This is a genomic window from Mameliella sp. AT18, from assembly GCF_028807275.1.
GTDB lineage: Bacteria > Pseudomonadota > Alphaproteobacteria > Rhodobacterales > Rhodobacteraceae > Antarctobacter > Antarctobacter albus.
Genome location: NZ_JARAMO010000313.1, coordinates 1 through 23,003 on the forward strand (window position 1 = coordinate 1; position 23,003 = coordinate 23,003).

The following is a 23,003-nucleotide window of genomic DNA, read 5'->3' on the forward strand; positions in this document are numbered from 1 at the left end:
TGCTGTTCCGCCCGCAGGGCCTGTTCGGGGAACGTATCATCGAAAGGGTCTAGGGCGGTCCGGGTCTGCCCGGATCGGACAAGGTCGGAGGAGCGGGTGGCGCTGGTCCACCCGACGCCCGGAGGAGGGGCGGAAATGTCGAAGCTGATAGCCATTCTGAACGTGATCGCCTGGGCCGGGTTCTGGTCCTTCGGCTACCTTGCCCTGACCGGAAACCCGGAGGCGGGGGGACGCATGACCATCGCGCTGCTGCTGGCGGCGGCGGGTGCCGCGGTGGGGCTCTGGGCCTATTTCTGGCTGGTGCGCCATTCCGAGGCGACCGGCTATGCGAAACCGGCGGCAAGCCGGGCGCGCTACGAGGCGGACGAAGGGCTGGAGGGCTGAGAAGATGAGCACGCCTCGGGAGAGACGGCAGGTCGCGCGCCCCGTGCAGCGCCCCGATCCGGGGATTGCCGATCTGGCGCGCGGTGCCAACGGGCTGGGCGAAAGCGACGACATGGTCAAGATGACCAACGCCATGACGGGGATGGTCTCGGCAGGGATGCATGGCGCGCTGGCGGTGGGCCTGTCCGGTGCCGCGCTGACGCTGAACATGATGGCACGTCTGGCCGGACTGGGGTCCGTTCCAAGGCGCCGCCAGCAGGATGACCGGGAGGAAGGCTGAGCCATGACGGAGGCTGCGGCAGGCAAGGACGGTTGGCTGACGGCGGGGCTTGTCTCTGCCGGGGTGACCGGACTCGCCGCCGTGGTGCTGGGGCTCTTTCTCTTCGCGATGCTGGGCGGTGGGCCGGAATTCCTCTTGGGGATCGTCGTGCTGGTCGTGACCGTTCCGGTGCCCTGGGTCTGCCTGTCGGTGCTGAGCCGGGTCCGTGCGGCCGAACAGGACATCGGAGAGACCGCGCCGCCGCGCTGGCAGGCCTGGGCCACGCTGCTGCTGGCCTCGCTGTTCTGGGCGGCGGTGAACTGGGCGGTGATCGGACTGGTGCGGATGCAGCAGGCGGATCACCCGGGGCAGGACCTGAGCTGGATCCAGATCGGATCGGTGGCCGGTTTCCTGTTCGTGCCGCTGCCGGCGCTGATCGCGCTGTTGAATTTCTGCCTGCGGGGACGGCCTGTCCGTCCCGGCGGCTACATCGGAGAAGCCGCGGGCTGAACCGCGACGAGACAAGGGGAGGACGGCGATGCTGTATCGCACCGCTGGGCAGTTCAAGACGAGTTACGAGGCAGACCAGGCGCTTTTCCCGGTCAAGCAGGACGCCTTCCTGCTGGGCTTCATCATGGTGCTGGCCTGGGTGATCTTTCCGCTGACGGCCAGCGAGTTCACCTTTCAGACGTTGCTGATCCCGATCCTGATCTATTCGCTTGCCGCGCTGGGGCTGAACATCCTCACGGGCTATGCCGGCCAGCTGTCTCTGGGCACGGCGGCCTTCATGGGGGTGGGCGCCTATGCCTGCTACAAGATGATCACCATCATGCCGTGGATGAACCCGATCATCGCGATCCTGCTGTCGGGGGTCTTCAGCGCGGGCGTCGGCGTGGCCTTCGGCATCCCCAGCCTGCGGATCAAGGGGTTCTACCTGGCGATCGCGACGCTGGCAGCGCAGTTCTTCCTGGTCTGGCTGTTCGAGAAATGGGCCTGGCTCTACAACTATAACGCCTCGGGCGCGATCCAGGTGCCGAACCTCGACATCTTCGGGCTGTATGTGTCCGGCCCGCAGGCGGATTCGATTGTCCAGTATTACCTGGTGCTGTTCATCGTCTGCCTGCTGACCTGGGTCTGCATCAACCTCACGCGCGGCAATCTTGGCCGGACGTGGAAGGCGACGCGGGACATGGACATCGCCGCCGAGCTGATCGGCATCAACCTGATGAAATCCAAGCTGACGGCCTTTGCGATCTCGTCCTACATTGTGGGCGTGGCGGGGGCGCTGTTCGTCTTCATGTGGCGCGGCGCGGCGGAACCCAACCTTTTCGACATTCCGCTGTCATTCCGGATCCTGTTCATTGCGATCATCGGCGGGCTGGGGTCGATCCTGGGCAACTACCTGGGCGCGATCCTGATCGTCGGGCTGCCGGTGGTGCTGAACCTGGTGCCCGAGGCGCTTGGCATCCCGCTGTCGTCCTCGATGGTGGAACACCTGAACTTCATGATCGTGGGCGGGCTGATCGTGTTCTTTCTGATCGTCGAGCCGCACGGCCTGGCGCAGCTTTGGCGGCTGCTGCGGGAGAAACTGATCCTCTGGCCGTTCCCCTATTGAGATGGGTGCAAAGCACCCATCCTACGGTCGCGTTCTGCGGCCCAAGAAGAAGACCAAGACGCAATACCCAATGAGACATTCCAAGGGAGGAAAGACATGAAACACTTTACCAGACTGGCCCTTGCGGGCGCGCTGGCGGCGGCAACCGCCGGGGCCTCGATGGCGCAGGAGCTGTATGCCCCGAACCTAGCCTACCGGACCGGCCCCTTTGCCGCGACGGGCATCCCGCTGATGAACGGGCAGGCCGACTACATGACCCTGCTGAACGAACGCGATGGCGGTATCGGCGGGGCCAAGATCGACTTCGAGGAATGCGAAACCGGCTATTCCACGGAAAAGGGTGTGGAATGCTATGAAAAGACCAAGGGCAAGGCTATCGTGACCCAGCCCTGGTCGACCGGGATCACCCTGCAGGTGCTGCCCAAGACCAACGTCGACGCGATCCCGATCCTGGCGCCGGGCTATGGCTTCAGCCCGATGATGGACGGCAAGACCTTCCAGTGGGCGTTCAACACGCCGGCGGGCTACTGGGATGCCGCCGACATGATCATCCAGTATCTGGAAAGCCAGGGCAGCCTGAACGGCAAGAAAATTGCCTTCCTGCATCTCGATCACCCCTACGGCAAGGAGCCGATCCCGGTGCTGGAGCAACTGGCCGCGGAAAAGGGCTTTGAGCTGAGCCCGATCCCGGTCGGCCTGAAGGAAATGCAGAACCAGTCGGCCCAGTGGCTGCAGATCCGGCGCATGCGTCCCGACTATGTCGTGATGTGGGGCTGGGGCGCGATGAACGCCGGCGCCATCACAGAAGCGGTGAAGACCAAATTCCCGATGGAGAACTTCCTGGGTGTCTGGTGGTCCGGTCATGATGCCGATCTTGCTATCGCCGGCGCGGACGCCAAGGGCTACAAGTCGATCAGCTGGTCCTTCCCGAACATGGATGCGCCGGTCATGAAGGACATCCAGTCGATGGTCATCGACAAGGGCATGTCCAAGACCGACGAGACCGAGATGAAAGGCGTGTTCTACTCGCGCGGTATCGTGATCTCGGCGATCCTGGCCGAGGGGATCCGCGCGGCTCAGGCCGAGTATGGCACCGCCGAGATCAACGCGGAACAGCTGCGCTGGGGTCTTGAACACATCGACATGACCGAAGAGCGCATCGCAGAACTGGGACTGGACGGCATGGTGCCGCCCTTCAAGACCTCCTGTGCCAACCACACCGGCCATTCGGGCGGCTGGATGCTGGAATGGGACGGCGAGAAGTTCGTCAAGGTCTCGGATCTGCTGACGCCGAACGTGGCAGGCTACCAGGCGCTGGCAGAGGAAAAGGCGAAGGAATACGCCGATGCCAACGCTCCCTGGCCGGTGAACGAAGGCTGTGACGCGATGTGATCGCGACAGGCCCCGGCGGAGCACCCGCCTCGCCGGGGCCGATTTTCGAATATTTTCAGAGAGAAGAAGCAGCAGGGGCGGCACCGGGCCGACCCAAAGCGCGAGGTGAGACGATGCTGGATGCGGGACGGACGGACGAGGCCCTGCTCGAGGTCAACAACATCGAGGTGATCTACAACCACGTGATCCTCGTGCTGAAGGGCGTCAGCCTGACCGTGAACAAGGGCGGGATCACCGCGCTTCTGGGCGGCAACGGCGCGGGCAAGACCACGACGCTGAAGGCGATTTCCAATCTTCTGCACTCGGAACGCGGCGAGGTGACCAAGGGCTCCATCGTCTACAAGGGCGAGCGGGTGCAGGACCTTGACCCGGCGGCGCTGGTGAAACGCGGTGTGATCCAGGTGATGGAAGGCCGCCATTGTTTCGAGCACCTGACCGTCGAAGAAAACCTGATGACGGGTGCCTATACTCGCAAGGACGGCAAGGCGGCCGTCGAGGCGGATCTGGAGATGGTCTATTCCTATTTCCCCCGGCTCAAGGAACGGCGCCGCAGCCAGGCTGGCTATACCTCCGGCGGGGAACAACAGATGACGGCGATCGGGCGGGCGCTGATGTCGCGGCCTGAAACGATCCTGCTGGATGAACCCAGCATGGGGCTGGCGCCGCAGCTGGTGGAACAGATCTTCGAGATCGTGAAATCGGTGAACGAGAACGAGGGCGTAAGTTTCCTGCTGGCCGAGCAGAACACCAACGTGGCGCTGAAATACGCCCATTCCGGCTATATCCTGGAAAACGGGCGCGTCGTGATGGATGGCCCTGCCGCCGAGCTGCGGGAAAACCCCGACGTCAAGGAATTCTACCTGGGGATGTCGGACGAAGGGCGCAAATCCTTCCGCGATGTGCGGTCCTACCGGCGCCGCAAGCGGTGGCTGGCCTGAGCCGCTGCCGTCACGGCACCGATTGCCGGCGCGAAGGCCGGTCCATCCAGAGGAGTGATGACATGATCCGTTCTGCCCCGACCTGTCTTGCGCTTGCCGGCGCTGCCATGCTGGCCTCTGCGGCGCTACTGGGCGCGACGCCCGTGCAGGCCAGCGACCTGGTGGTGCATGAGGTGCTGTCGGAACAACCGCTCTCGGACGCGCCGGACATGAAGGTGGTCATCAGCCAAGTGACGATCAAGCCGGACGGCACAGTCGGGCGCCATGCCCATCCCGGCGACATGCATGCGGTCGTTCTGCGCGGCGGGCGCATCGAGGGGCCGGACGGCGCCGAACAGGTGCTGGCCGAGGGGACCGTGATCTTTGTGTCCGCGGGGGATGCACATGGCCCGCTGCGCAACCTGGGCGACAGCGATATCGAACTGATGGTGACCTATGTGGTCAATGTCCTGGAACCCTTTTCCTGGCCGGTCGAGTGACGTGATGGCACGGGATGCGGCATACCGGAACGCTGGGCGAGGGAAACACTACCCGCGCCCCTGCGAAGCCACGGCGTCCTGCGTCGTGGGCCGGGCGGATCGATAGCCATGTTTCGCGCGCATGTCCTCGATCCGGGCCAGCGCCTCGGCGCGCGTGTTGCGGATGTTGGGACGAAAGTCCTGGCTTTCGGCGCGCAGCCGGATGTCGGCCTCAGTCTCGGAGCCCGGCGCATAGCGCACCGTCCCCAGCGAATGATCCAGGTTCAGCTTCTTGCCCCGGTGCGCGTATTGCACCCAGGCGGCGGGCAGGATCTGCGTGCCCTCGTAGTTGATCAGGAAGAACCACCTGTCACGCCCGCTGTCGGCGATGCGGCTTTCGATGTGGTCGTAGAAATCGTTGACGTCGCGGGAATGATTGAAGGTGAACCAGGAAAAATCCACCTCCATGATGCCGGCTTCCTCGTCGAAGGCGATCCGGTGAAAGAAATCCTGCGGAGTGTAGTTCGGATCGTGCTGCACATGGGCGCGGCGGCGGGAAGGCATCTGGCCGAGCCGGATCAGCGCATCGGCGCGGTTGGTGAACAGGTTGGGATCAAAGGCCTCGGTCCGTGCGGCGCGTTCGATCTGGGCGGCGGTCTCCGGCGAGGCGTCGAAGCGCACCGATCCCATCGAGTGTGCCATGTTCAGCGCCCGACCGCGACGGGCGTAGGCTACCCAGGCCGTGCTGTCGATGCGTGTTCCGTTGAGATTGATCAGGAAGAACCACAGCTCTTCGCCGGTGTCCGCGATGCGGGCCTCGATCCGGTCGTAGAAGCGGTTCACCGTGGCCGAGTTGTCGAAGTCGAAGCCGGAGAAATCGACCTCCATCACCTGGCGGACGTCGTCGAACCGGATGCGGGCATCAATATCGTCGTGCATCTCGGGGCCTCCTCTCCCTTTGACTGGGCAGACCCTAGGGGCAGTGGCCGCGGGGCACCTTGTTCCAGATCAATTTGCTTGCCGGCACAACGGAGCCGCGGCGTGAACACAAGACGGGACCGGTGCGTCCGGCCGGGACCGGGGATGACGGGGACGCGGGGCAGGGCCGCCTGCGCCCGTACGACGGACTTTCGAAGGAGAGCGTGATGAGCACCTATTTCGACGAGCTGGAGACGCGCAGCCGCGATGCGCGCGAGGCGGCACAGCTGGAGGCGCTGAACGTACAGTTGGCCAGGCAGGGGATCGACCCGCTGGAAGACCTGTCGGGCCTGTCAGCTCTGCCGGTGCTGCGCAAGGCCGACCTGGTTGCGAAACAGGCGGCGGAACCGCCCTTTGGCGGGTTGCCGGTGTCGAACCTGGCGCATGTCTTTCAAAGCCCGGGACCGATCTACGAGCCGGGTGGACTCAGCCACGACTGGTGGCGCATGGGCCGTTTCCTGAACGCCTGCGGGATCGGGCGGGGCGACATCGTGCAGAACTGTTTCGGCTATCACCTGACCCCGGCTGGAATGATCTTTGAATCCGGTGCGCGGGCGGTGGGGGCTGCCGTGCTGCCCGCCGGGACGGGCCAGACCGAACTGCAGGCGCGGGCGGCCCGGGACATCGGGGTGACGGCCTACGCGGGGACGCCGGATTATCTCAAGATGATTCTGGAAAAGGCCGACGAGGTGGGGCTGGAACTGCGCATCACGCGGGCGGCGGTCGGGGGCGGCGCGCTCTTCCCCTCGTTGCGTCAGTATTATGCGGATCGCGGCATCCAGTGCCTGCAATGCTACGCCACGGCGGACCTGGGCAATGTCGCCTACGAAAGCCCCGAGATGGAAGGCATGATCCTCGACGAACATGTGATCGTCGAGCTGGTCACGCCGGGCACGGGTGACCCGGTTCCCGAGGGCGATGTGGGCGAGATCGTGGTGACGACGCTGAACCCCGACTACCCGCTGATCCGCTTTGCCACCGGCGACCTGAGCGCCGTATTGCCGGGGGAAAGCCCCTGCGGCCGGACCAACACCCGGATCAAGGGCTGGATGGGCCGCGCCGACCAGACGACCAAGATCAAGGGCATGTTCGTGCGCCCCGAACAGGTGGCGCAACTGGTGGCCAAACACGCAGAGATCGCGCGCGCCCGCGTCGTGGCCAGTCGCGAAGGCGAGATGGACGTGATGACGGTCCGGATCGAGGCGGAAGGCGGCGATGCCGCGACCTACGAAGGGACCGTGGCCGAGGTGTTGAAGCTGAAGGGCAAGGTCGAACTGGTCGCCCCCGGGGCACTGCCACGCGACGGGTTGGTGATCGAGGACCAGCGCAGCTACGACTGAGCGGGGAGGGGGCTCTGCCCCCGTCCCTGCGGGACTCCCCCGAGGTATTTTGAAAAACCAAAGAAACAGGGGCGCGCCGGCCCGTTTTCGCGTCCGTAGGGACGGTGCAGGGATGACTTGGGCGAAAGGCCGCCCATTTTCCCCGGAGGTGACGCTTGTCCTGTGGCGGGCAGGCGGTAGGCTTGTCCGGTAACAGACGACCGGGAGGACCTCTCATGCGGATATTCGCCCTTGCCCTGGCGGGCGCGATCCTGGGCGCGACGGGCGCGCAGGCGACCGGCGACGCGCTGGTGATCGGCAACAGCCGCTACACCGCTGTCCAGACGCTGTTCGGGGCACAACGTGTGACCGTGGCGGCCGATGCCCTGCGCGAAAAGGGATTTGACGTGTCGCTGGCGCAGGACGCGGATGCCGCCGGCATGCGCCGCGCCTTCGCCGAGTTCGCAGCGATGCTGGACGATGATGGCGGGCCCGTGGTGATCCTGCTCTCGGGCGCATTCGTGCATGGGGTCGGGGGCAGCTACCTGGTCCCGGTCACCGGGTCGGGGCGGATCGACGAGGCCGAGGTGCTGGTCCAGGGTTTTCCGCTGGACGCGGCCCTGTCGATCCTGTCAGCCTACCAAGGACGGGCCTTCCTGGTCCTGGGGGAGACCCCGACCGATCCCGACCTGGGCCTGTTCCTGTCCGAGGGGCTGGGTGAACTGGACATCCCGCAGGGGGTGACGGTGATTCGCGGACCGGCGGTGGACGTCGCACGCTATGCGGCGCGGGACCTGGCCCGCACCGGGCGCTTCGTGTTGCGCGCGGCGCTGGACTATGAACTGGAGGTCGAGGGTTACGCGCCGCATACGCAGGTGATCGTGCGCGCCGAGGATGTGACCGGTCCCCGTGATCCGTCGGAGCCTGGACGACCCGACCCTGCGGCCTTTACGCGGGCGGCGGATGAGGCGGCCTGGCGGCTGGCCCAGGAGGCGGATTCGCCCGACGGCTATCGCGCCTACCTTGACGGATTTCCGGACGGGCAGAATGCCAATGCCGCGCGGCAGCGCCTGAATGCGCTGAATTCCGAGCCCTTCTACCGCGAGCGCCGCGCCGAAGAGGCGCTGGAGCTGACACGAGAGCAACGGCGGGGCATCCAGAGGGCCTTGTCGATCCTTGGGTATGATACGCGCGGCATCGACGGCATCTTTGGCGACGGAACCCGGGGGGCGATCCGGCGCTGGCAGGAGGATTCGGGCCTGCGCGTGACCAGCTATCTCAGCCGGGACCAGATCGTGCGGCTGCAGGATCAATCGGCCCGGCGTGCGGCAGAACTGGAACGCGAAGCAGAAGAACGGCGGCTGGAGCGGGAACGCGAAGAGCGGGCCTATTGGCGGCAGGTCGAACGACGGGGCGAAGAAGCCGGGTTCCGGGACTACCTGCAGAAGTATCCCGAAGGCCAGTTCGCGGAAGAGGCCCGCCGCGTGCTGCAGGAGATCGACGACCGCCGCGCGGAACAGGCCGCCGGTCAGGACCGGCGCGACTGGGCCAAGGCGGCACAGGCCAACACGACAAGCGCCTATCGGACCTATTTGCAGGACTGGCCCAACGGCGCCTTCCGCGCCGAGGCGCAGCAGCGAATCGCCCTTTTGGAACACGATGCCTCCAAGGTGCGTGACGCGGTGGCGGCACGGCAGGAAGAGCAGGCGATGAACCTGAACTTCGTGGCCCGCCAGCTGGCCGAACGGAGGCTGGATCAGCTGGGCCTCAAACCGGGCAAGGTGGACGGCCGATTCGACGAGAACACGCGGGCGGCCATACGCCGATACCAGGATTCGCGCGGGCTGCGTGTGTCGGGCTATCTCGACGAGCAGACGGTGGTGCGGCTCTTGGCAGATGGAATCATCGGGCTGGACCGGGACTGATCCGGTCTGGCCCAGAAATGGGGCACCTGCCCAAAGAAAAACCCCCGCGGCGGATGCCGGCGGGGGTTATTCGGATCGGGCCAGAGGCCCCAAGGCATAAAGCCAGGGTTCAGCCCTGGCGTGCCTTGAATTTCCGCTGCGTCTTGTTGATCACATAGACGCGGCCCTTGCGGCGCACAACGCGGCAGTCGCGGTGGCGCTTCTTGAGCGAGCGGAGCGAGTTAACGACCTTCATGGTCTTCTCCTGTCGTCGCGGCGCGCGAGCGCCATTGGTTGCGGCCAATACCCGACGCACCGAGAGGCATGCCTCCCGGGGTGCCGGGCGATGAATTCATGGTGGGCGATACTGGGATTGAACCAGTGACCCCTTCGATGTCAACGAAGTGCTCTACCGCTGAGCTAACCGCCCTATATGACCCTTGCACATTCCCGTCCGCCTCTTTCGAAGCACCCGGTGATGCGCGCCGGTGGAGGGTCTATAAATGGCTTCTTTCCGGGGATCAAGGGCTTTTGGAGGGTGGAATTTTCGGTCTATTCTCATCCCCGAAAAGGAGCGCGGATGCCTGAAACTTCGTACCACCTGCACATGCCCGAAACACCCGCGTCGCGCGTGGTTTTCGCCTCTCCGCATTCGGGCCGGGACTATCCCGACAGCTTTCTGCGTACAACGATTCTGGACAATCACAGCATTCGGACCTCCGAAGATGCCTATGTAGACCGGCTTTTCGACTGCGCGCCGGAGTTCGGGGCGCCCTTGCTGCGGGCCGGGGCGCCGCGTGCCTACATTGATCTGAATCGCGCTGCCGACGAACTGGACCCGGCGTTGATCGAGGGCTTGCGTCGCGGCGGGCACAATCCACGGGTGGCCAGCGGGCTGGGTGTCGTGCCCCGCGTGGTGGCCAACGGGCGGGCAATCTATCGCGGCAAGCTGACGCGGGCAGAGGCCGACCGGCGAATCGCGCGAATCTGGCAACCCTACCATCACAAGCTGCACGCCTTGCTGCACGATGCGCGGGCGCGCTTTGGCGAAGCGGTGCTGATCGACTGCCACTCGATGCCGCATGAGGCGCTGGACGGTTCCGCCCGTCACGGTGCACGGCGGCCCGAGGTCGTGATCGGTGACAGGTTCGGTGCTTCGGCCCGTCCCGAGATCGTCGAGCAGGTCGAGGCGGCCTTTGCCGCCGCCGGTTTCGTCGTGGCGCGCAACGCGCCCTTTGCCGGGGCCTATACGACGCAGAACTATGGCCGCCCGTCGCGGGGGCAGCACGCGGTTCAGGTGGAAATCGACCGGGCGCTGTACATGGACGAGGCAAAGATCCTGCCGAACGCCGAGTTCGATTCTGTTCGGCGCCGGTTGCGCGACGTGGTGGCGGAACTGGCGGCGCTTGGCAGCGAAGGTCAGCAGCAACTGGCCGCGGAATAACCCGTCACGTCTGGCGGTCGAACAGCCGGTCCAGCGCCGCGTCCAGCGGCGCGGGATCGTGGACGTCCAGCCGGACAGGCAGGGTCAGAACCTCGCGCCGCAACTCCGGCGGCAGGCGCACCGCGTCCTTTTCCGTCGTGACCAGTTGCGCGCCCAACAGCTGAGCCTCACGCATCAACCGGGTGACAAGCGCCTTGGTGAAGGGCTGGTGGTCCTCCAGCGCCTCGGCGCGGCGGATATCGGCGCCCAGGCTGCGCAGGGTGGCAAAGAATTTTTCCGGATGTCCGATCCCGGCAAAGGCGAGCGTCGGCAAGCCTTCCCAGTCCATGCCGGTCTGAAGGGGCGCCAGGTGTCCGGTCAGATGCGGTAAAGAAATGCGCGGACTCCAGTCTGCGGCAAACCTTTTTTGCGCCGCGTCCGGTCCGATCGACAGCAGGAGGTCGCCCCGCGACAGTCCGACCGCCAGCGGTTCACGCAATGGCCCGGCAGGCAGGCAGCGCGCATTGCCGAACCCGGCGACCGCGTCGACACAGATGACGGTCAGGTCTTTGGCCACATCCGGGTTCTGCAACCCGTCGTCCAGCACGATCACGTCGGCGCCCGCGGCCTCTGCCTGCCGGGCGCCCGCCGCCCGATCGCGCGAAACCCATGTGGGGCAGAAGGCAGCGATCAACAGAGGTTCGTCCCCGGTCATATCGGCGGTGTGCCGGCTGGGGTCGACCTGTTCCGGGCCAGTGAGACGCCCGCCGTACCCGCGTGACACCACATGCGGGACAAGCCCGCGCCCGATCAGGCGTTGGACAAGGGCGATGACGGTTGGTGTCTTGCCGGTGCCGCCCGCGTTGACGTTGCCGACACAGATCACCGGAATACCGGGACGCACTTTTGGCGGGCGGGCGATACGGCGGGCCGTGGCCCGTGCGGTGAGTGCCGCCAATGGCGCCAGCAGGCGCGCCTGCCAAGCTGGGGTGTCGGGTTCTGTCTGCCAGAAACGGGGCGGGCGCATCAGTCCTCGGCCCTCGCGTCCAGCGTGTCGCAGATCTCGGAAAGGACACGGTCGACCAGCCGCGCGCTGGACGAGATCACGTCCCAGCCCGCATGGGCCATGACCGCCGCCTGATCCGGGGCGACAAGGTGTGACACCGCTGTCCCCAGGGAATCGCCGTCGCGCACGATGCGCGCGGCCCCGGCGACGACCAGCCGCGAGTAGGCACCCAGGTGTGCCCCCACGTTGGGGCCATAAAGCACGGCCGCGCCAAGCGCCGCCGCCTCGAAGGGATCCTCTCCCGTGCCGCCGGTGGTCAGCGAACCGCCCAGGAAGGCCAGCGGCGCCAGCCGATACCACAGGCCCAACTCTTCCGGCCCGCCGGCCAGCAGGACCTGTGTGTTCTCGTCCGGCATGTCGCCGTTTTCCCAGTCGCAGACCCGCATCTGGTCGCGGCGCAGCATGGCCGCGATCCTCTCCGCGTCGGCGGGATCCGCCGGGGCCAGGATCAGCAGCAGCCTGTGGGCCAGCCTGCTGGCCTGGCGGTGTGCCATCAGCACGTCGCGTGCCTCGTCCGGGCGGACGCGGGCGGCCAGCCAGACGGGACGGCCGGCGATCAGGCTGGCAATTTCCTCGTGCAACCCGTCCGAGCAATCCAGCGGCGCCTCGGTGTCCAGAAAGGGCGTGGCATCATGCACGCGGCCGCTTTCGATGCCAAGGCGCCTCAGTCGGCGGCTGGCATCGGGGCCGGTCGTGTAGAGACTGTCGAACAGTGCCAGAACGGCCGGCGCCGGATCGGGCAGCCAGCGCGGTGCCTCTGCCGGAAAAGGAGCATCGGCCAGGTCCAGGGCGATCATGTGGCTGCCACTTTCCGCGAGGGCCGACAGCAGGCCGGGACGCAGCGCCTGCCCCGTCCAAAGCGCCACATCCGGGCGCAACTGGCGAAGGCTGCGCAGATCGTCGGCGGCCATGTCGCGCGGCATAGGGACGGTCATCAGCCCCGGGCGCGACGGCACCCGCCCGCTGAGCCAGACCGTGACCTCGGGGCGCTGTGCGGTCAGCCGCGCGCCAAGGCTGGCCAGCGCGCGCCCGGTTTCGCGGTCTTCGGCAAAGCCCCAGACCAGCGGGCCGGAGGGGCGCGGGGGCCAGTCCGGCGTCTCGCCCGGGGCAGAGGCGCTGCGCGCATAGGCCAGGTAGGCCGAGAGGCTCAGCGCGCGGCGCGTCATGGGGTCAGCCCAGTTCCTCGGTCGAGGAGGCCTCTTGCGCCTCTTCGCGCAGGCGGTGGAGATGGGCGATGAAATAACGCATGTGGGCATTGTCCACGGTGCGCTGCGCCTCGGCCTTCCAGGCGTTGTAAGCCTCTTCGTAATTGGGAAAGATACCGACGATGTGCAGGTCGTTCACGTCCTTGAAGACGGTCTTCGACGGATCGACGAGTTCGCCGCCGAAAACGAGGTGAAGGCGTTGCATGAGGCGCGCTCCCTTTGGGTTGCGGGGTCAGCGCGACCCTAGCGAACGCGCACCGTTGGTCAAGGCGCGGTGAAGGAGCGCGGCGCTGTGACGGGGTGCGTATCGGGCAATGCCCCCGCCTTGGGCGGTTTGCAGCCGGGGCGATCCATGCAATGGGGCTAGAGCCTGCGTTGCATCAGGGCGGCATGCAGATCGGGGTTCGCGGCAATCATGCCTTCGGCCTTGGGGACCTGCGCGTTGAACCGCAACGGTGCGCCCTTGCCGTCGGTGATGCGTGCCCCGGCCTCGGACAGGATCAGTGCGCCGGGGGCAATGTCCCATTCCCATGTCGGGCGAAAGGTGAACATCGCGTCGTAGCGGCCCTCGGCGACCAGGCTTTGCCGGTAGGCCAGCGAGGGGCGGTAGCTGCGCTTGAGCTTTGGCAGGCCGCCGGGCCAGTGTCCGGCATCCAGGCTGGGGCGGGTGGCCAGCACCTCTGCCTCGTCGGGCCGCGCGGTGGCGCTGGCAGTCACGCGGTCTCCGTTCAGATGGGTGCCGCCGCCCAAACTGGCGGAATAGAGCTTGTCCATCATCGGCAGGTAGACGACCGAAGCAATCGCCTGCCCGTCCTCGACCACCGCAAGCGCATGGGCCCAGGTGTTTTCGCCTTGGATGAAAGAGCGCGTGCCGTCGATCGGGTCGATGATGAAGACGCGTTTTGTGTTTAGCCGGTCGGTGCCATCCGGGGTTTCCTCGCTCAGCCAGCCATAATCGGGCCGTGCCTCACGCAGGAATTGCGTCAGCAGCGTGTTCACCGCCAGGTCGGCCTGGGTGACGGGGCTGTCGTCTACGGCCTTGTACTGCACGCCCAGGTCGCCGCCGACGAAGGCGGTGGCCACTTCGGCAGAGCGGCGGGCCGCTTCGATCAGCAGGTCGAGATCATTCGCCGGCAAGGGTCAATCCTTCGACCAGCAGCGAGGGGACCACGCGGCTGAGATAGGCGCGCGCGTCATTGGCGGGTACGATGGACCGCAGCATGTCCCGCAGGTTGCCCGCGATGGTCACGCCGGACACCGGGTAGGCGGGTTCGCCGTTCTCGATCCAGACACCGGCCGCGCCGCGCGAATAATCGCCCGTATTGGGGTTGATCGTGGACCCGATCATCGAGGTCACCAGCAGGCCGGTGCCCATCTCGCGCATCAGGTCTTCGCGGCTTTGCGAGCCTTGCGTCAGGGCCAGGTTCCACGATGCCGGCGAAACAGAGGCCCCGCCGCGCGCGGCATTTGCGGTGCTCTCCATGCCCAGTTTCCGCGCATTGGCCAGGTCCAGCGTCCAGCCGGTCAGCACGCCCTTGTCGATCACGGCGCGCTTGCGGGTCAGCAGGCCCTCGGCGTCGAAGGGGCGCGAAGCGCTGGCGCGTGGGCGGTGCGGGTCCTCGATAAGGCTGAGATGGTCGGGCAGGATCTGTTCGCCAAGGGCCCCGCGCAGCCAGGACTGGCCGCGCGCCACCTGCGCGCCGTTCGCGGCGGCGACCATGTGACCGATCAGGGACGCGGCGACCCGCTCGTCGAAAAGCACGGGGTAGGCGCCGGTCTTGGGCTTGCGCGGGTTCAGCCGTTCCAGGGCGCGGGCGGCAGCGCTGTCGCCAATGTCCTGCGCGCTGCGCAGATCGGACTGAAAGGTGCGGCTGTCGCCGTCGCTGTCGCGCTCCATCCCCAGGCCCTCGCCCGCGATGGCCACACAGTACAGCGCGCGCGACGTCCGCTTGTAGCTGCCTGAAAACCCGTTGGTTGCCGCCAGGGCGATGGTCTGTGCGGTGTATTGCGCGGCCGCGCTGTCGATCCGGGTGATGCCATCGTGCGACAGGGCTGCGGCCTCTGCCTGCCGTGCATCTTCCTCCAGCGCGGCGGGTGCCGGTTCCGGCGCGGGATCGGCCAGCTCCAGCGACGCGACGTCCCAGTCGGTGGCGATCTGATCAGGATCGGCCAGGCCGGCATAGGGGTCCTCGGGCGCCTCGCGCGCCATTGCCACGGCGCGGGTGGCCATTTCGGCCAGCGCCTCGGGCCGGATGTCCGACCCCGAGATCGAGGCGCTGCGCTGTCCCAGGAAGACCCGCAGGCTGAGGTCGCGGTACTCGGCCCGCTCCGCCTGTTCCAGGACGCCGCCGCGCACGTCGATGGACTGTGCCGCGCCATCGACCGCCAGGGCGTCCGCCGCATCGGCACCTGCCTTGCGGGCGGCGTCAAGCAGGGCATTGGCAAGCGATTGGCAGGTGTCGGTCATGGGAGCCTCTGGATTGATGTCACTCCGAGGTAAGCCGGACCGGGAAGAGAGGCAAGGCCAAGGCCGTTTCCCTGTGTCCGGTTTCGGAAATAGCCTGATCCGACTGGGATAATCAGGGGGCTGATGTTCGGGGCCAAGGCGATTTGTTATGGGCGCATTGCCTTGTTGAGCGCCGTGCAGCCCTTTCCCATGACCGATGTGACTATCCGCCCGGGCAGCATCGCGGCGGGAAACGAACCCGGACTGAACATGGCCATGCTTGCGGAGCGTTCGGACTGCCACGCATGCGCGGCATCCTGGCAGAGCTGATCGGTCCTAGCGTGTGCTCTCGGTGACGGCCACGATCGGCCCCATGCGGCGGCCAAGGTCGGCGCGGTTGATCTGGGGCGCATAAAGCCGCGAGATGTTTCCGTCCAGGAACAGGGCGTTGGGCAGTTTCAGCACATCGCGGAACAGGCGGGCGAACTCGTGAAAGGTGACCGTGTTCTGCGAGATGGCAAAGACCGCGCGGTCACCGTTCGCCGAAGTGCCCACGCCGTTGCGGATGTAGCGTGACGAACTGTCCGGCAGGAAACGCGGGTGCAGGGCGCCTTCGATCACCAGCATCGGGCCCGACTGGGTGGCATGGCGGCAGCGCGGACGGCGAGCAAGAAAATCCCGTGTCTCGATCACCCGCGCCCAGCCCTCTCCGATGCAGAAGATGCCGTTCGGCAGAAGTCCGAAGTTGCCCTGCGACGGCCCCGAGATCACGCGCATCTCTTCGCGACCGTCCTCGAGGTAGTAGCCGACAGGAGAGCGGTCCTCGTGGTACATTCCGGCATTCATGGCAAAGACAAGATCCTTGCCCTTGCTGGCCAGGTCGGCCTTGAGCAGGCTGAAATGGCCGTAGGCGTCGCCACTTTCGTCGGCGCGGAAGAGGCGCAGGTTCTCGCGTTCCGGATCGACCTCGCAGACCACATAGGCGTTGCCCTCATGGTCGATGTCGCGGCATGTCACCGCCTGCGCCGCAGGGGCAATGGCCAGCGTGGCGGTCAGCAGGGCAAGGCAGGCGGCAATCCGGCGCATGAGCTCAGTCGTCGAGATCGCGGCGCACGGCGTCGTCGGAAAACAGGCGCCGGGTGTCGTCGAGGTGGTCGAAGGTCTCGTCGAGGCGAAAGCGCAACTCTGGCGCGAACTTGAGGGTCAGGCCGCGCGACACGGCGCGGCGCAACTCCCCCTTGTTGCGGTCCAGCAGCTCGAACATGTCGGCCTGATGCTCGCCGCCCAGGGGCACGACATAGGCGGTCGCGACCTTGAGGTCGGGTGACACCCGGACCTCGCCCACGGTGATCGAGAGGCGGTTGAGATCGGGATCGTGGATATCCCCGCGTTGCAGCACCTCGGACAAGGTGCGGCGGATCAGCTCGGCGACCCGAAGCTGGCGTTGGCTGGGCCCGGGGCCGTCGTGGAATCTGTTGCGTGCCATAGGTCCAGACTTAAGCTTGCTGTCTTCGTTTGCCAAGCGCCCCGCGTGGGGCGTGCATTTGCCGGAGAGGAGCGGTAACAGGGGCGGAACAGTGGCGTCAAGGAGCGGGACGATGGAGGATTACGGCGTTGTGGTGACCGGCGTTTCGGGCCGGATGGGCCAGATGCTGGTTCAACAGGTGACAGCGCATGAACGGCTGCACCTTTGCGGAGCCCTGGAGCGGCCCGGACACCCCTGGGTGGGGCAGGACCTGGGGCTGGCCTCGGGCGGCGCGGCATTGGGTGTCATGGTTTCGGATGACCCTCTGGAGGCCTTTGCCCGTGCCCATGCGGTGATCGATTTCACCTCGCCGGCGGCGACCGTGGCCTTTGCCGAACTCGCCGCCCAGGCGCGGCTGGTGCATGTGATCGGCACCACCGGGCTGGCGGAGAGCGATCTTGAGAAGATCGCGCTTGCAGCGCGGCACGCGGTGGTGGTGCGGGCAGGGAACATGAGCCTCGGCGTGAACTTGCTGACGACGGTGACGCGGCAGGTGGCGGCGGCGCTGGACATGGACTGGGACATCGAGATCGTCGAATCGCACCACAACCAGAAGGTGGACGCGCCGTCTGGTACTGCGCTGATGCTGGGCGAGGCCGCGGCCGAGGGGCGGGGCGTCTCGCTGTCCGACGTGTCTGATCGCGGTCGCGACGGGATCACCGGTGCACGCAAGAAAGGGGACATCGGGTTCCATGCGATCCGCGGTGGCGACATCGTGGGCGAGCACGAGGTGATCTTTGCCGCAGCCGGAGAGCGGATCGTGCTGAAACACATTGCTTCGGACCGGGCGCTGTTTGCCCGAGGCGCGCTGAAGGCAGCGCTCTGGGGGCAGGGCAAGGGACCGGGCGAGTACGACATGCTGGATGTGCTGGGGCTGAAATAAGTCCCGCGCCCGCGCTCCGCCCGGAGCGACGCCCACCCACCCATCCAACCGCGCGCTCCGTTCGGCACGCGGGCGCGGGAGGTTGGGCGTACTTTCCGGGCGCACCCGGATCAGAAGTCGATGGCGAGGCCCTTCTTCTCCCAGTCGCCGTAGCGCACGGGTTCGGGACCATCGCGGCCGCCCAGTTCCGGGGGGAGGGCCTGCGTTTCGGCCTCGGCCCTTGCGCGGCGTTCGGCGGCTTCGGCCAGCGCGCGCTGTGCGGCGGGGGGGAGATCGGGCCTGTCGGTCTTGGGGTCGGTCTCGGACATGGGCTTTCCTCGTCTGGTGCTGCTTGATATACGCCCGCCGGTCTGTCGGGCAACCCCGCCCCCCAACCGCCGTTCCGGAGATCGCCCATGTCCAAAGCCCCCAGCCCGGCCCGCCTTGCCGCCGTCGACCTGCTGGACCAGGTCCTGGGACAGGGGCGACCCCTGTCGGAAAGCGAACGGCTGGAGGTCCTCGCGCCATCGGACCGCGCGGCAGCACAGCGGCTGGCCACGGAAACGCTGCGCGGGATGGAACGGGCCGACCGGCTGCTGAAACCGCACCTGCGCAAGGCGCCTGCGCCAAGGGTCATGAACATCCTGCGATTGGGTGCAGTGGAACTGTGCCTGGGCGGGACCGCGCACGGCGTGGTCAGCGACTGTGTCGAGATCGCCGCCGCCGGCAAACGCACGCAGGGCGCGCGCGGTCTGGTCAACGCGGTGCTGCGCAAGCTGGCCGACGAGGGGCCGGCAGCCTGGGGCAAGCTGCGCATCCCGCGCTTGCCGAAATGGCTGCGCGATCCTCTGGTCGAGGCCTGGGGGCCCCAGGCGGTGGCCAACATGGAGCGTGTTCATTTCGAAGGTGCGCCGCTAGACCTGACACCGAAGCCGGGCGCGGATCTTTCGGCGCTTGGGGGCGAGCTGCTGCCCACCGGGTCTGTGCGCCTGCGCGACGCGGGTCAGGTCAGTGCCTTGCCGGGATTTTCCGAAGGCGACTGGTGGGTACAGGATGCCGCTGCTGCGCTGCCGGCGAAACTGTTGGGCGATGTGGCGGGGCAACCTGTGCTGGACATGTGTGCGGCGCCCGGTGGAAAGACGCTGCAACTGGCCGCAGCGGGGGCCAAGGTCACCGCGTTGGACCTGTCCGAGGCGCGGTTGAAGCGGGTGCAGGAAAACCTCGACCGGACCGGGCTGACGGCGACATTGGTTGCAGGCGACGCGCTAGAACACGAAGGCCAGTACGACGCGATCCTGCTGGACGCGCCCTGTTCTGCCACCGGCACGATCCGCCGCCACCCCGACCTGCCGCACGCCCACGAGGGCGAGCGCATCAGCGAGTTGATCGGGTTGCAGGAAGCGATGCTGGACCATGCGCTGCGCCTGCTCAAGCCCGGAGGGCGCCTGGTCTACGCCACCTGTTCGCTGATCCCGGACGAGGGCGAATGCCAGGTGGATGAGGCGCTGGCCCGCCATCCGGACCTGCAGGTGATCCCGCCAGAGGCACCCTGGATCGAGGACCGCTGGCGGTCCGAGGAGGGCGGACTGCGGCTGCGGCCCGATTATTGGGCGTCCAGGGGCGGCATGGACGGGTTCTTCATGGCGGTCCTCACGCGCGGTTAACTCTGTGGTGACTTCCGCCGGGGAGCGATGTATCCTGCTACAAACAAGCCCGAAACGGGCGACCCGAGGCAGATCGCAGAGCAACCGGCCCATGTCCACGGCGCGAAACTGGCGAACCGCGCATGCGCGGATGATGAACCGCATGCAGGCGCGCATGTCGGCCGGTGCCCGTCCGGCCGAAGGGTTCGTGTCTCAACCTGAACCGCGCACCGTGGGGTTCTTTGCCCGGGGGCGGCAGATGCTGGCCGGGAACCTGATGTTCGCGGGCCACCTGGTGCAGGCCGAGGGGCGGTCGATCTGGGCCATAGATCCGCCCGACCCCGCCTTCGAGGAGGAAATCCACGGTTTCGGCTGGCTCGATGACCTGGCGGCTGTGGGGGATGCCAAGGCGCGGGCGCTGGCGCAGGCCTGGCTCTGGGAATGGGTCCGTCGCTATGGCAAGGGCCGGGGGCCCGGCTGGACACCGGAGCTGAGCGGGCGTCGGGTGATCCGCTGGATCCATCATGCGCTGTTCCTGCTGCGCGGGCGCAAGGCCGACGACAGCGAGGCGTTTTATACCGCCCTTGCGGCACAGACCCGTTTTCTGGCCAAGCGCGCCCATGTGGCCGCGCCCGGACTGCCGCGGTTCGAGGCAATGACCGGACTGCTATACGCGGGCCTCTCTCTGCAGGGGATGGAGGCGCATGTTGCCCCCGCGCGCGAGGCGCTGGGGTCGGATTGCGTCAAACAGGTCGATGCGCAGGGCGGCATTCCCACCCGCAATCCCGAGGAACTGCTGGAGGTCTTTACCCTGCTGACCTGGGCGCAGCAGGCGCTGCAGGAGGCAGATCTCGACCCCGATCCGCGCCACGTCCAGGCGATCGGGCGCATTGCGCCGACACTGCGGACGCTGCGCCATGCCGATGGCGGGCTGGCGCGGTTTCACAGTGGTGGACGGGGTCTTGAGGGGCGGCTGGACCGCGCACTGGCGGCCTCGGGCAACAAGAAACGGCAGGCGGACGGGCTGGCGATGGGGTTTGCCCGGCTCTCGGCCATGCGCACCTCGATCATCGTCGACGCCGCGCCGCCACCGGCAGGGGCGGCCTCGGCCCGCGCCCATGCCTCGACCCTGGCGTTCGAACTGACCTCGGGGCGGCGCCCGGTGATCGTCAACTGTGGCTCCGGCGGTGGGTTCGGCGAGGCATGGCGACGGGCGGGTCGCGCCACGCCCTCGCATTCCACGCTTTGCCTGCAGGGCTATTCCTCGGCCCGGCTGGGGGCGCCGCGCTGGATCGGTGAGGCCCGGCGCGAGTTGCTGGAGGACGCGCCGCGCCATGTTCCGGTGCAGATGAGTCACCTGCCCGAAAGCCTGCGGTTTGAGGGCGGGCACGACGGCTATGTCACCGTGCAGGGGCTGACGCATGCGCGCAGCCTGGAATTGTCGCTGGACGGGCGCAGCCTGCGGGGCGAGGACTACCTCGTGGCTCTCGACGCGCCATCGAAGAAACGGTTCGACCGGGCGATGGATTCGATGAAGCTGGCCGGCCTGCCATACGAGATCCGCTTTCACCTGCATCCGGATGTCGACGTGGCGCTGGACATGGGCGGCACTGCCGTCTCGATGGCGCTGCGCTCTGGCGAAATCTGGGTGTTCCGCTTTGACGGGGCGGTGGACATGGCGCTGGAACCCTCTGTCTACCTGGAAAAGGGACGATTGCAGCCGCGTGCGACGAAGCAGGTCGTTTTATCCGGGCGCGCGATGCAGTATGCGACGCGCGTCCGCTGGTCGCTGGCCAAGGCACAGGAGACGGCCCTTGCCGTCCGTGACCTGGTCCGCGACGAGGTGGACGAGACCGCCTGACACGGTCTCTTGCCGCAATAGAACGACCTTCCGAGGGGATCCTCCATGTCCGACCTTCAGCCCGTGCGCCGCGCGCTGCTTTCCGTATCCGACAAGACCGGCCTGACCGACCTGGGCCGCGCGCTGGCCGCCAGGGGGGTAGAGCTGCTCTCGACCGGCGGGTCCGCCAAGGCGCTGCGCGAGGCAGGGCTGGAGGTGCGCGACGTGGCCGACCTGACCGGTTTCCCCGAGATGATGGACGGTCGGGTCAAGACGCTGCATCCCAAGGTGCATGGCGGGCTGCTGGCACTGCGCGACAACGGGATGCACACGGCGGCGATGGCCGAACATGGCATCGTGCCGATCGACCTGCTGGTCGTGAACCTCTACCCGTTCGAGGAGACAGTGGCCAAGGGCGCCGATTATGACACCTGCATCGAGAACATCGACATCGGCGGCCCGGCGATGATCCGCGCCGCGGCCAAGAACCATGCTTTTGTTACCACCATTGTCGATGTCGAGGATTACGACGCGCTGCTGGCCGAACTGGATGCCAACGACGGCTTGACCTCGATCGAATTCCGCAAGCGGCAGGCGCAGATCGCCTATGCCCGCACCGGCGCCTATGATGCCGCCGTCAGCACCTGGATGGCCGCTGCCATCGGCGAGGCGACTCCGCGTCGCCGCGTGTTCGCCGGGACGCTGGCGCAAAGCCTGCGCTACGGCGAGAACCCGCACCAGAACGCGGCGTTCTACACTGACGGGTCCAACCGTCCGGGCGTTGCGACCGCCGAACAGCTTCAGGGCAAGGAACTGAGCTACAACAACATCAACGACACCGATGCGGCCTTTGAGCTGGTGTCGGAATTCCTGCCCGGCGACGGCCCGGCCTGCGCGATCATCAAACATGCCAACCCCTCGGGCGTGGCGCGCGGTGGCAGCATGCTGGAGGCCTACCAGAAGGCTTTCGATTGTGACCGCACCTCGGCCTTTGGCGGCATCGTGGCCCTGAACGGCGCGCTGGACGGCGAGACCGCCGAGGCGATCTCCGAGATCTTTACCGAGGTCGTGATCGCGCCGGCCATCCACCAGGAGGCAAAGGACATCTTTGCCAAGAAGAAGAACCTGCGCCTGATCCTGGCTCCGGGTCTTGCCAATCCCGCATCCGCCGGTCTGGCCTGGCGGCAGGTCGCCGGCGGCCTGCTGGTGCAGGACCGCGACAATGGCGCCCGCGCGCTGGACGACCTGAAGGTGGTGACCAAGGTCGCCCCGACAGAGGCGCAGATGCAGGACCTGCTGTTTGCCTGGAAGGTTGCGAAACACGTCAAGTCCAACGCCATTGTCTACGTCAAGGACCAGGCCACGGTAGGTGTTGGCGCGGGCCAGATGAGCCGGGTCGATTCGGCGCTGATCGCGGCCAAGAAATCCGAGCGAATGGCCGAGGCGCTGGGCCTGCCCGCCCCGCTAACGCAGGGCTCTGCCGTGGCCTCGGACGCGTTTTTCCCCTTCCCCGATGGGCTGATGGAGGCGGCAGCAGCGGGGGCCAGCTGCGTGATCCAGCCTGGTGGCTCGATGCGCGACGACGAGGTGATTGCCGCAGCCGACGAGGCCGGGCTGGCGATGGTCTTTACCGGCATGCGTCACTTCCGCCACTGAGGGGCAGGGGGCGTCGTGCGGGGGGCTTGCTTCCAGCATGACCCCCGTCACCGGCGGCGGCTCCTCCGGGTATTTGTACCCGGAAGAAAC

24 protein-coding genes and 1 tRNA gene are annotated in these 23,003 nt (G+C 66.8%); 14 read left to right on the forward strand and 11 right to left on the reverse strand.

Features of this window, described 5'->3' with window-relative positions; genetic code table 11:
* The first annotated feature begins 135 nt into the window (after window positions 1–135).
* The 7 genes from PVW46_RS26395 to PVW46_RS26425 all read left to right on the forward strand — a co-directional run bounded on the left by PVW46_RS26395 (window position 136) and on the right by PVW46_RS26425 (window position 5,067).
* The gene (locus PVW46_RS26395; protein WP_043136079.1) at window positions 136–384 is read left to right on the forward strand and encodes a hypothetical protein; all 249 of its coding nucleotides are present in this window, start codon (window positions 136–138) and stop codon (window positions 382–384) included.
* A gap of 4 nt (window positions 385–388) precedes the next feature.
* Window positions 389–664: a hypothetical protein gene (locus PVW46_RS26400; protein ID WP_069209271.1), complete on the forward strand. Its 276-nt coding sequence runs from the start codon at window positions 389–391 to the stop codon at window positions 662–664.
* Window positions 665–667: 3 nt separating this feature from the next.
* Window positions 668–1,153 carry a hypothetical protein gene (locus tag PVW46_RS26405; RefSeq protein WP_069209270.1) on the forward strand — a complete coding sequence of 162 codons (486 nt, stop codon included), beginning with the start codon at window positions 668–670 and terminating at the stop codon, window positions 1,151–1,153.
* Between the two features lie 28 nt (window positions 1,154–1,181).
* A complete protein-coding gene (locus PVW46_RS26410; protein ID WP_043136084.1) occupies window positions 1,182–2,258 on the forward strand; it encodes a branched-chain amino acid ABC transporter permease in 1,077 nt (358 codons plus the stop codon).
* A gap of 96 nt (window positions 2,259–2,354) precedes the next feature.
* Complete coding sequence (locus tag PVW46_RS26415) at window positions 2,355–3,650, forward strand: ABC transporter substrate-binding protein (RefSeq protein ID WP_069209269.1); 1,296 nt, start codon at window positions 2,355–2,357, stop codon at window positions 3,648–3,650.
* A gap of 113 nt (window positions 3,651–3,763) precedes the next feature.
* Window positions 3,764–4,588 (forward strand): ABC transporter ATP-binding protein, encoded by an 825-nt coding sequence (locus PVW46_RS26420; RefSeq protein ID WP_043136089.1) that lies wholly within the window; start codon window positions 3,764–3,766, stop codon window positions 4,586–4,588.
* A gap of 62 nt (window positions 4,589–4,650) precedes the next feature.
* Window positions 4,651–5,067 (forward strand): cupin domain-containing protein, encoded by a 417-nt coding sequence (locus PVW46_RS26425; RefSeq protein ID WP_069209268.1) that lies wholly within the window; start codon window positions 4,651–4,653, stop codon window positions 5,065–5,067.
* A gap of 48 nt (window positions 5,068–5,115) precedes the next feature.
* Here PVW46_RS26425 and PVW46_RS26430 read toward each other — a convergent pair whose 3' ends face one another.
* Complete coding sequence (locus PVW46_RS26430; RefSeq protein WP_069209267.1) at window positions 5,116–5,985, reverse strand: hypothetical protein; 870 nt, start codon at window positions 5,983–5,985, stop codon at window positions 5,116–5,118.
* Window positions 5,986–6,191: 206 nt separating this feature from the next.
* Between PVW46_RS26430 and PVW46_RS26435 the strand changes: the two genes are divergently transcribed.
* Together PVW46_RS26435 and PVW46_RS26440 are read left to right on the forward strand one after the other, a co-directional pair.
* A complete protein-coding gene (locus PVW46_RS26435) occupies window positions 6,192–7,364 on the forward strand; it encodes a phenylacetate--CoA ligase family protein (RefSeq protein ID WP_069209266.1) in 1,173 nt (390 codons plus the stop codon).
* Between the two features lie 215 nt (window positions 7,365–7,579).
* Window positions 7,580–9,268 (forward strand): peptidoglycan-binding protein, encoded by a 1,689-nt coding sequence (locus tag PVW46_RS26440; RefSeq protein WP_069209265.1) that lies wholly within the window; start codon window positions 7,580–7,582, stop codon window positions 9,266–9,268.
* Window positions 9,269–9,377: 109 nt separating this feature from the next.
* Here the strand turns inward: PVW46_RS26440 and ykgO are convergent, their stop codons facing one another.
* Window positions 9,378–9,503, reverse strand: a complete 126-nt coding sequence (gene ykgO / locus PVW46_RS26445) for a type B 50S ribosomal protein L36 (RefSeq protein ID WP_043136100.1) — start codon at window positions 9,501–9,503, stop codon at window positions 9,378–9,380.
* A 99-nt stretch (window positions 9,504–9,602) separates the two neighbouring features.
* Window positions 9,603–9,677, reverse strand: a tRNA-Val gene (locus tag PVW46_RS26450).
* A 150-nt stretch (window positions 9,678–9,827) separates the two neighbouring features.
* Here PVW46_RS26450 and PVW46_RS26455 point away from each other — a divergent pair.
* Entirely contained in the window at window positions 9,828–10,691 is an 864-nt protein-coding gene (locus PVW46_RS26455) for an N-formylglutamate amidohydrolase (RefSeq protein ID WP_069209264.1), read from the forward strand.
* Window positions 10,692–10,695: 4 nt separating this feature from the next.
* Here the strand turns inward: PVW46_RS26455 and lpxK are convergent, their stop codons facing one another.
* The 7 genes from lpxK to rbfA form a co-directional block, all read right to left on the reverse strand.
* Window positions 10,696–11,697: a tetraacyldisaccharide 4'-kinase gene (lpxK, locus tag PVW46_RS26460; protein ID WP_069209263.1), complete on the reverse strand. Its 1,002-nt coding sequence runs from the start codon at window positions 11,695–11,697 to the stop codon at window positions 10,696–10,698.
* Complete coding sequence (locus tag PVW46_RS26465) at window positions 11,697–12,902, reverse strand: 3-deoxy-D-manno-octulosonic acid transferase (protein ID WP_069209262.1); 1,206 nt, start codon at window positions 12,900–12,902, stop codon at window positions 11,697–11,699. The genes lpxK and PVW46_RS26465 overlap by 1 nt, the downstream gene beginning before the upstream one ends.
* A gap of 4 nt (window positions 12,903–12,906) precedes the next feature.
* Window positions 12,907–13,146: a DUF4170 domain-containing protein gene (locus PVW46_RS26470; protein ID WP_043136110.1), complete on the reverse strand. Its 240-nt coding sequence runs from the start codon at window positions 13,144–13,146 to the stop codon at window positions 12,907–12,909.
* Between the two features lie 158 nt (window positions 13,147–13,304).
* On the reverse strand, window positions 13,305–14,078 hold the full coding sequence (locus PVW46_RS26475) for a 3'(2'),5'-bisphosphate nucleotidase CysQ (RefSeq protein WP_069209261.1): 774 nt from the start codon (window positions 14,076–14,078) through the stop codon (window positions 13,305–13,307).
* Window positions 14,065–15,408 carry a TldD/PmbA family protein gene (locus PVW46_RS26480; protein ID WP_043136114.1) on the reverse strand — a complete coding sequence of 448 codons (1,344 nt, stop codon included), beginning with the start codon at window positions 15,406–15,408 and terminating at the stop codon, window positions 14,065–14,067. Before PVW46_RS26480 ends, PVW46_RS26475 begins: the two co-directional genes overlap by 14 nt.
* A 315-nt stretch (window positions 15,409–15,723) precedes the next feature.
* Window positions 15,724–16,473, reverse strand: coding sequence for a phosphodiester glycosidase family protein (locus tag PVW46_RS26485; RefSeq protein ID WP_052244203.1), 750 nt, complete (start codon window positions 16,471–16,473; stop codon window positions 15,724–15,726).
* Between the two features lie 4 nt (window positions 16,474–16,477).
* On the reverse strand, window positions 16,478–16,873 hold the full coding sequence (rbfA, locus tag PVW46_RS26490; RefSeq protein WP_043136118.1) for a 30S ribosome-binding factor RbfA: 396 nt from the start codon (window positions 16,871–16,873) through the stop codon (window positions 16,478–16,480).
* 112 nt (window positions 16,874–16,985) lie between these two features.
* On the opposite strand from rbfA, the gene dapB reads away from it, so the two are divergent.
* Window positions 16,986–17,795 (forward strand): 4-hydroxy-tetrahydrodipicolinate reductase, encoded by an 810-nt coding sequence (gene dapB / locus PVW46_RS26495; protein ID WP_043136120.1) that lies wholly within the window; start codon window positions 16,986–16,988, stop codon window positions 17,793–17,795.
* A gap of 110 nt (window positions 17,796–17,905) precedes the next feature.
* Here the strand turns inward: dapB and PVW46_RS26500 are convergent, their stop codons facing one another.
* Window positions 17,906–18,103 carry a DUF1674 domain-containing protein gene (locus PVW46_RS26500; RefSeq protein ID WP_043136122.1) on the reverse strand — a complete coding sequence of 66 codons (198 nt, stop codon included), beginning with the start codon at window positions 18,101–18,103 and terminating at the stop codon, window positions 17,906–17,908.
* A gap of 87 nt (window positions 18,104–18,190) precedes the next feature.
* Between PVW46_RS26500 and PVW46_RS26505 the strand changes: the two genes are divergently transcribed.
* The 3 genes from PVW46_RS26505 to purH all read left to right on the forward strand — a co-directional run bounded on the left by PVW46_RS26505 (window position 18,191) and on the right by purH (window position 22,913).
* Window positions 18,191–19,438, forward strand: coding sequence for an RsmB/NOP family class I SAM-dependent RNA methyltransferase (locus PVW46_RS26505; protein ID WP_069209259.1), 1,248 nt, complete (start codon window positions 18,191–18,193; stop codon window positions 19,436–19,438).
* Between the two features lie 91 nt (window positions 19,439–19,529).
* Complete coding sequence (locus tag PVW46_RS26510; RefSeq protein ID WP_069209258.1) at window positions 19,530–21,278, forward strand: heparinase II/III family protein; 1,749 nt, start codon at window positions 19,530–19,532, stop codon at window positions 21,276–21,278.
* 45 nt (window positions 21,279–21,323) lie between these two features.
* Window positions 21,324–22,913, forward strand: a complete 1,590-nt coding sequence (gene purH / locus PVW46_RS26515; protein WP_043136130.1) for a bifunctional phosphoribosylaminoimidazolecarboxamide formyltransferase/IMP cyclohydrolase — start codon at window positions 21,324–21,326, stop codon at window positions 22,911–22,913.
* The last annotated feature ends 90 nt before the right edge of the window (window positions 22,914–23,003 follow it).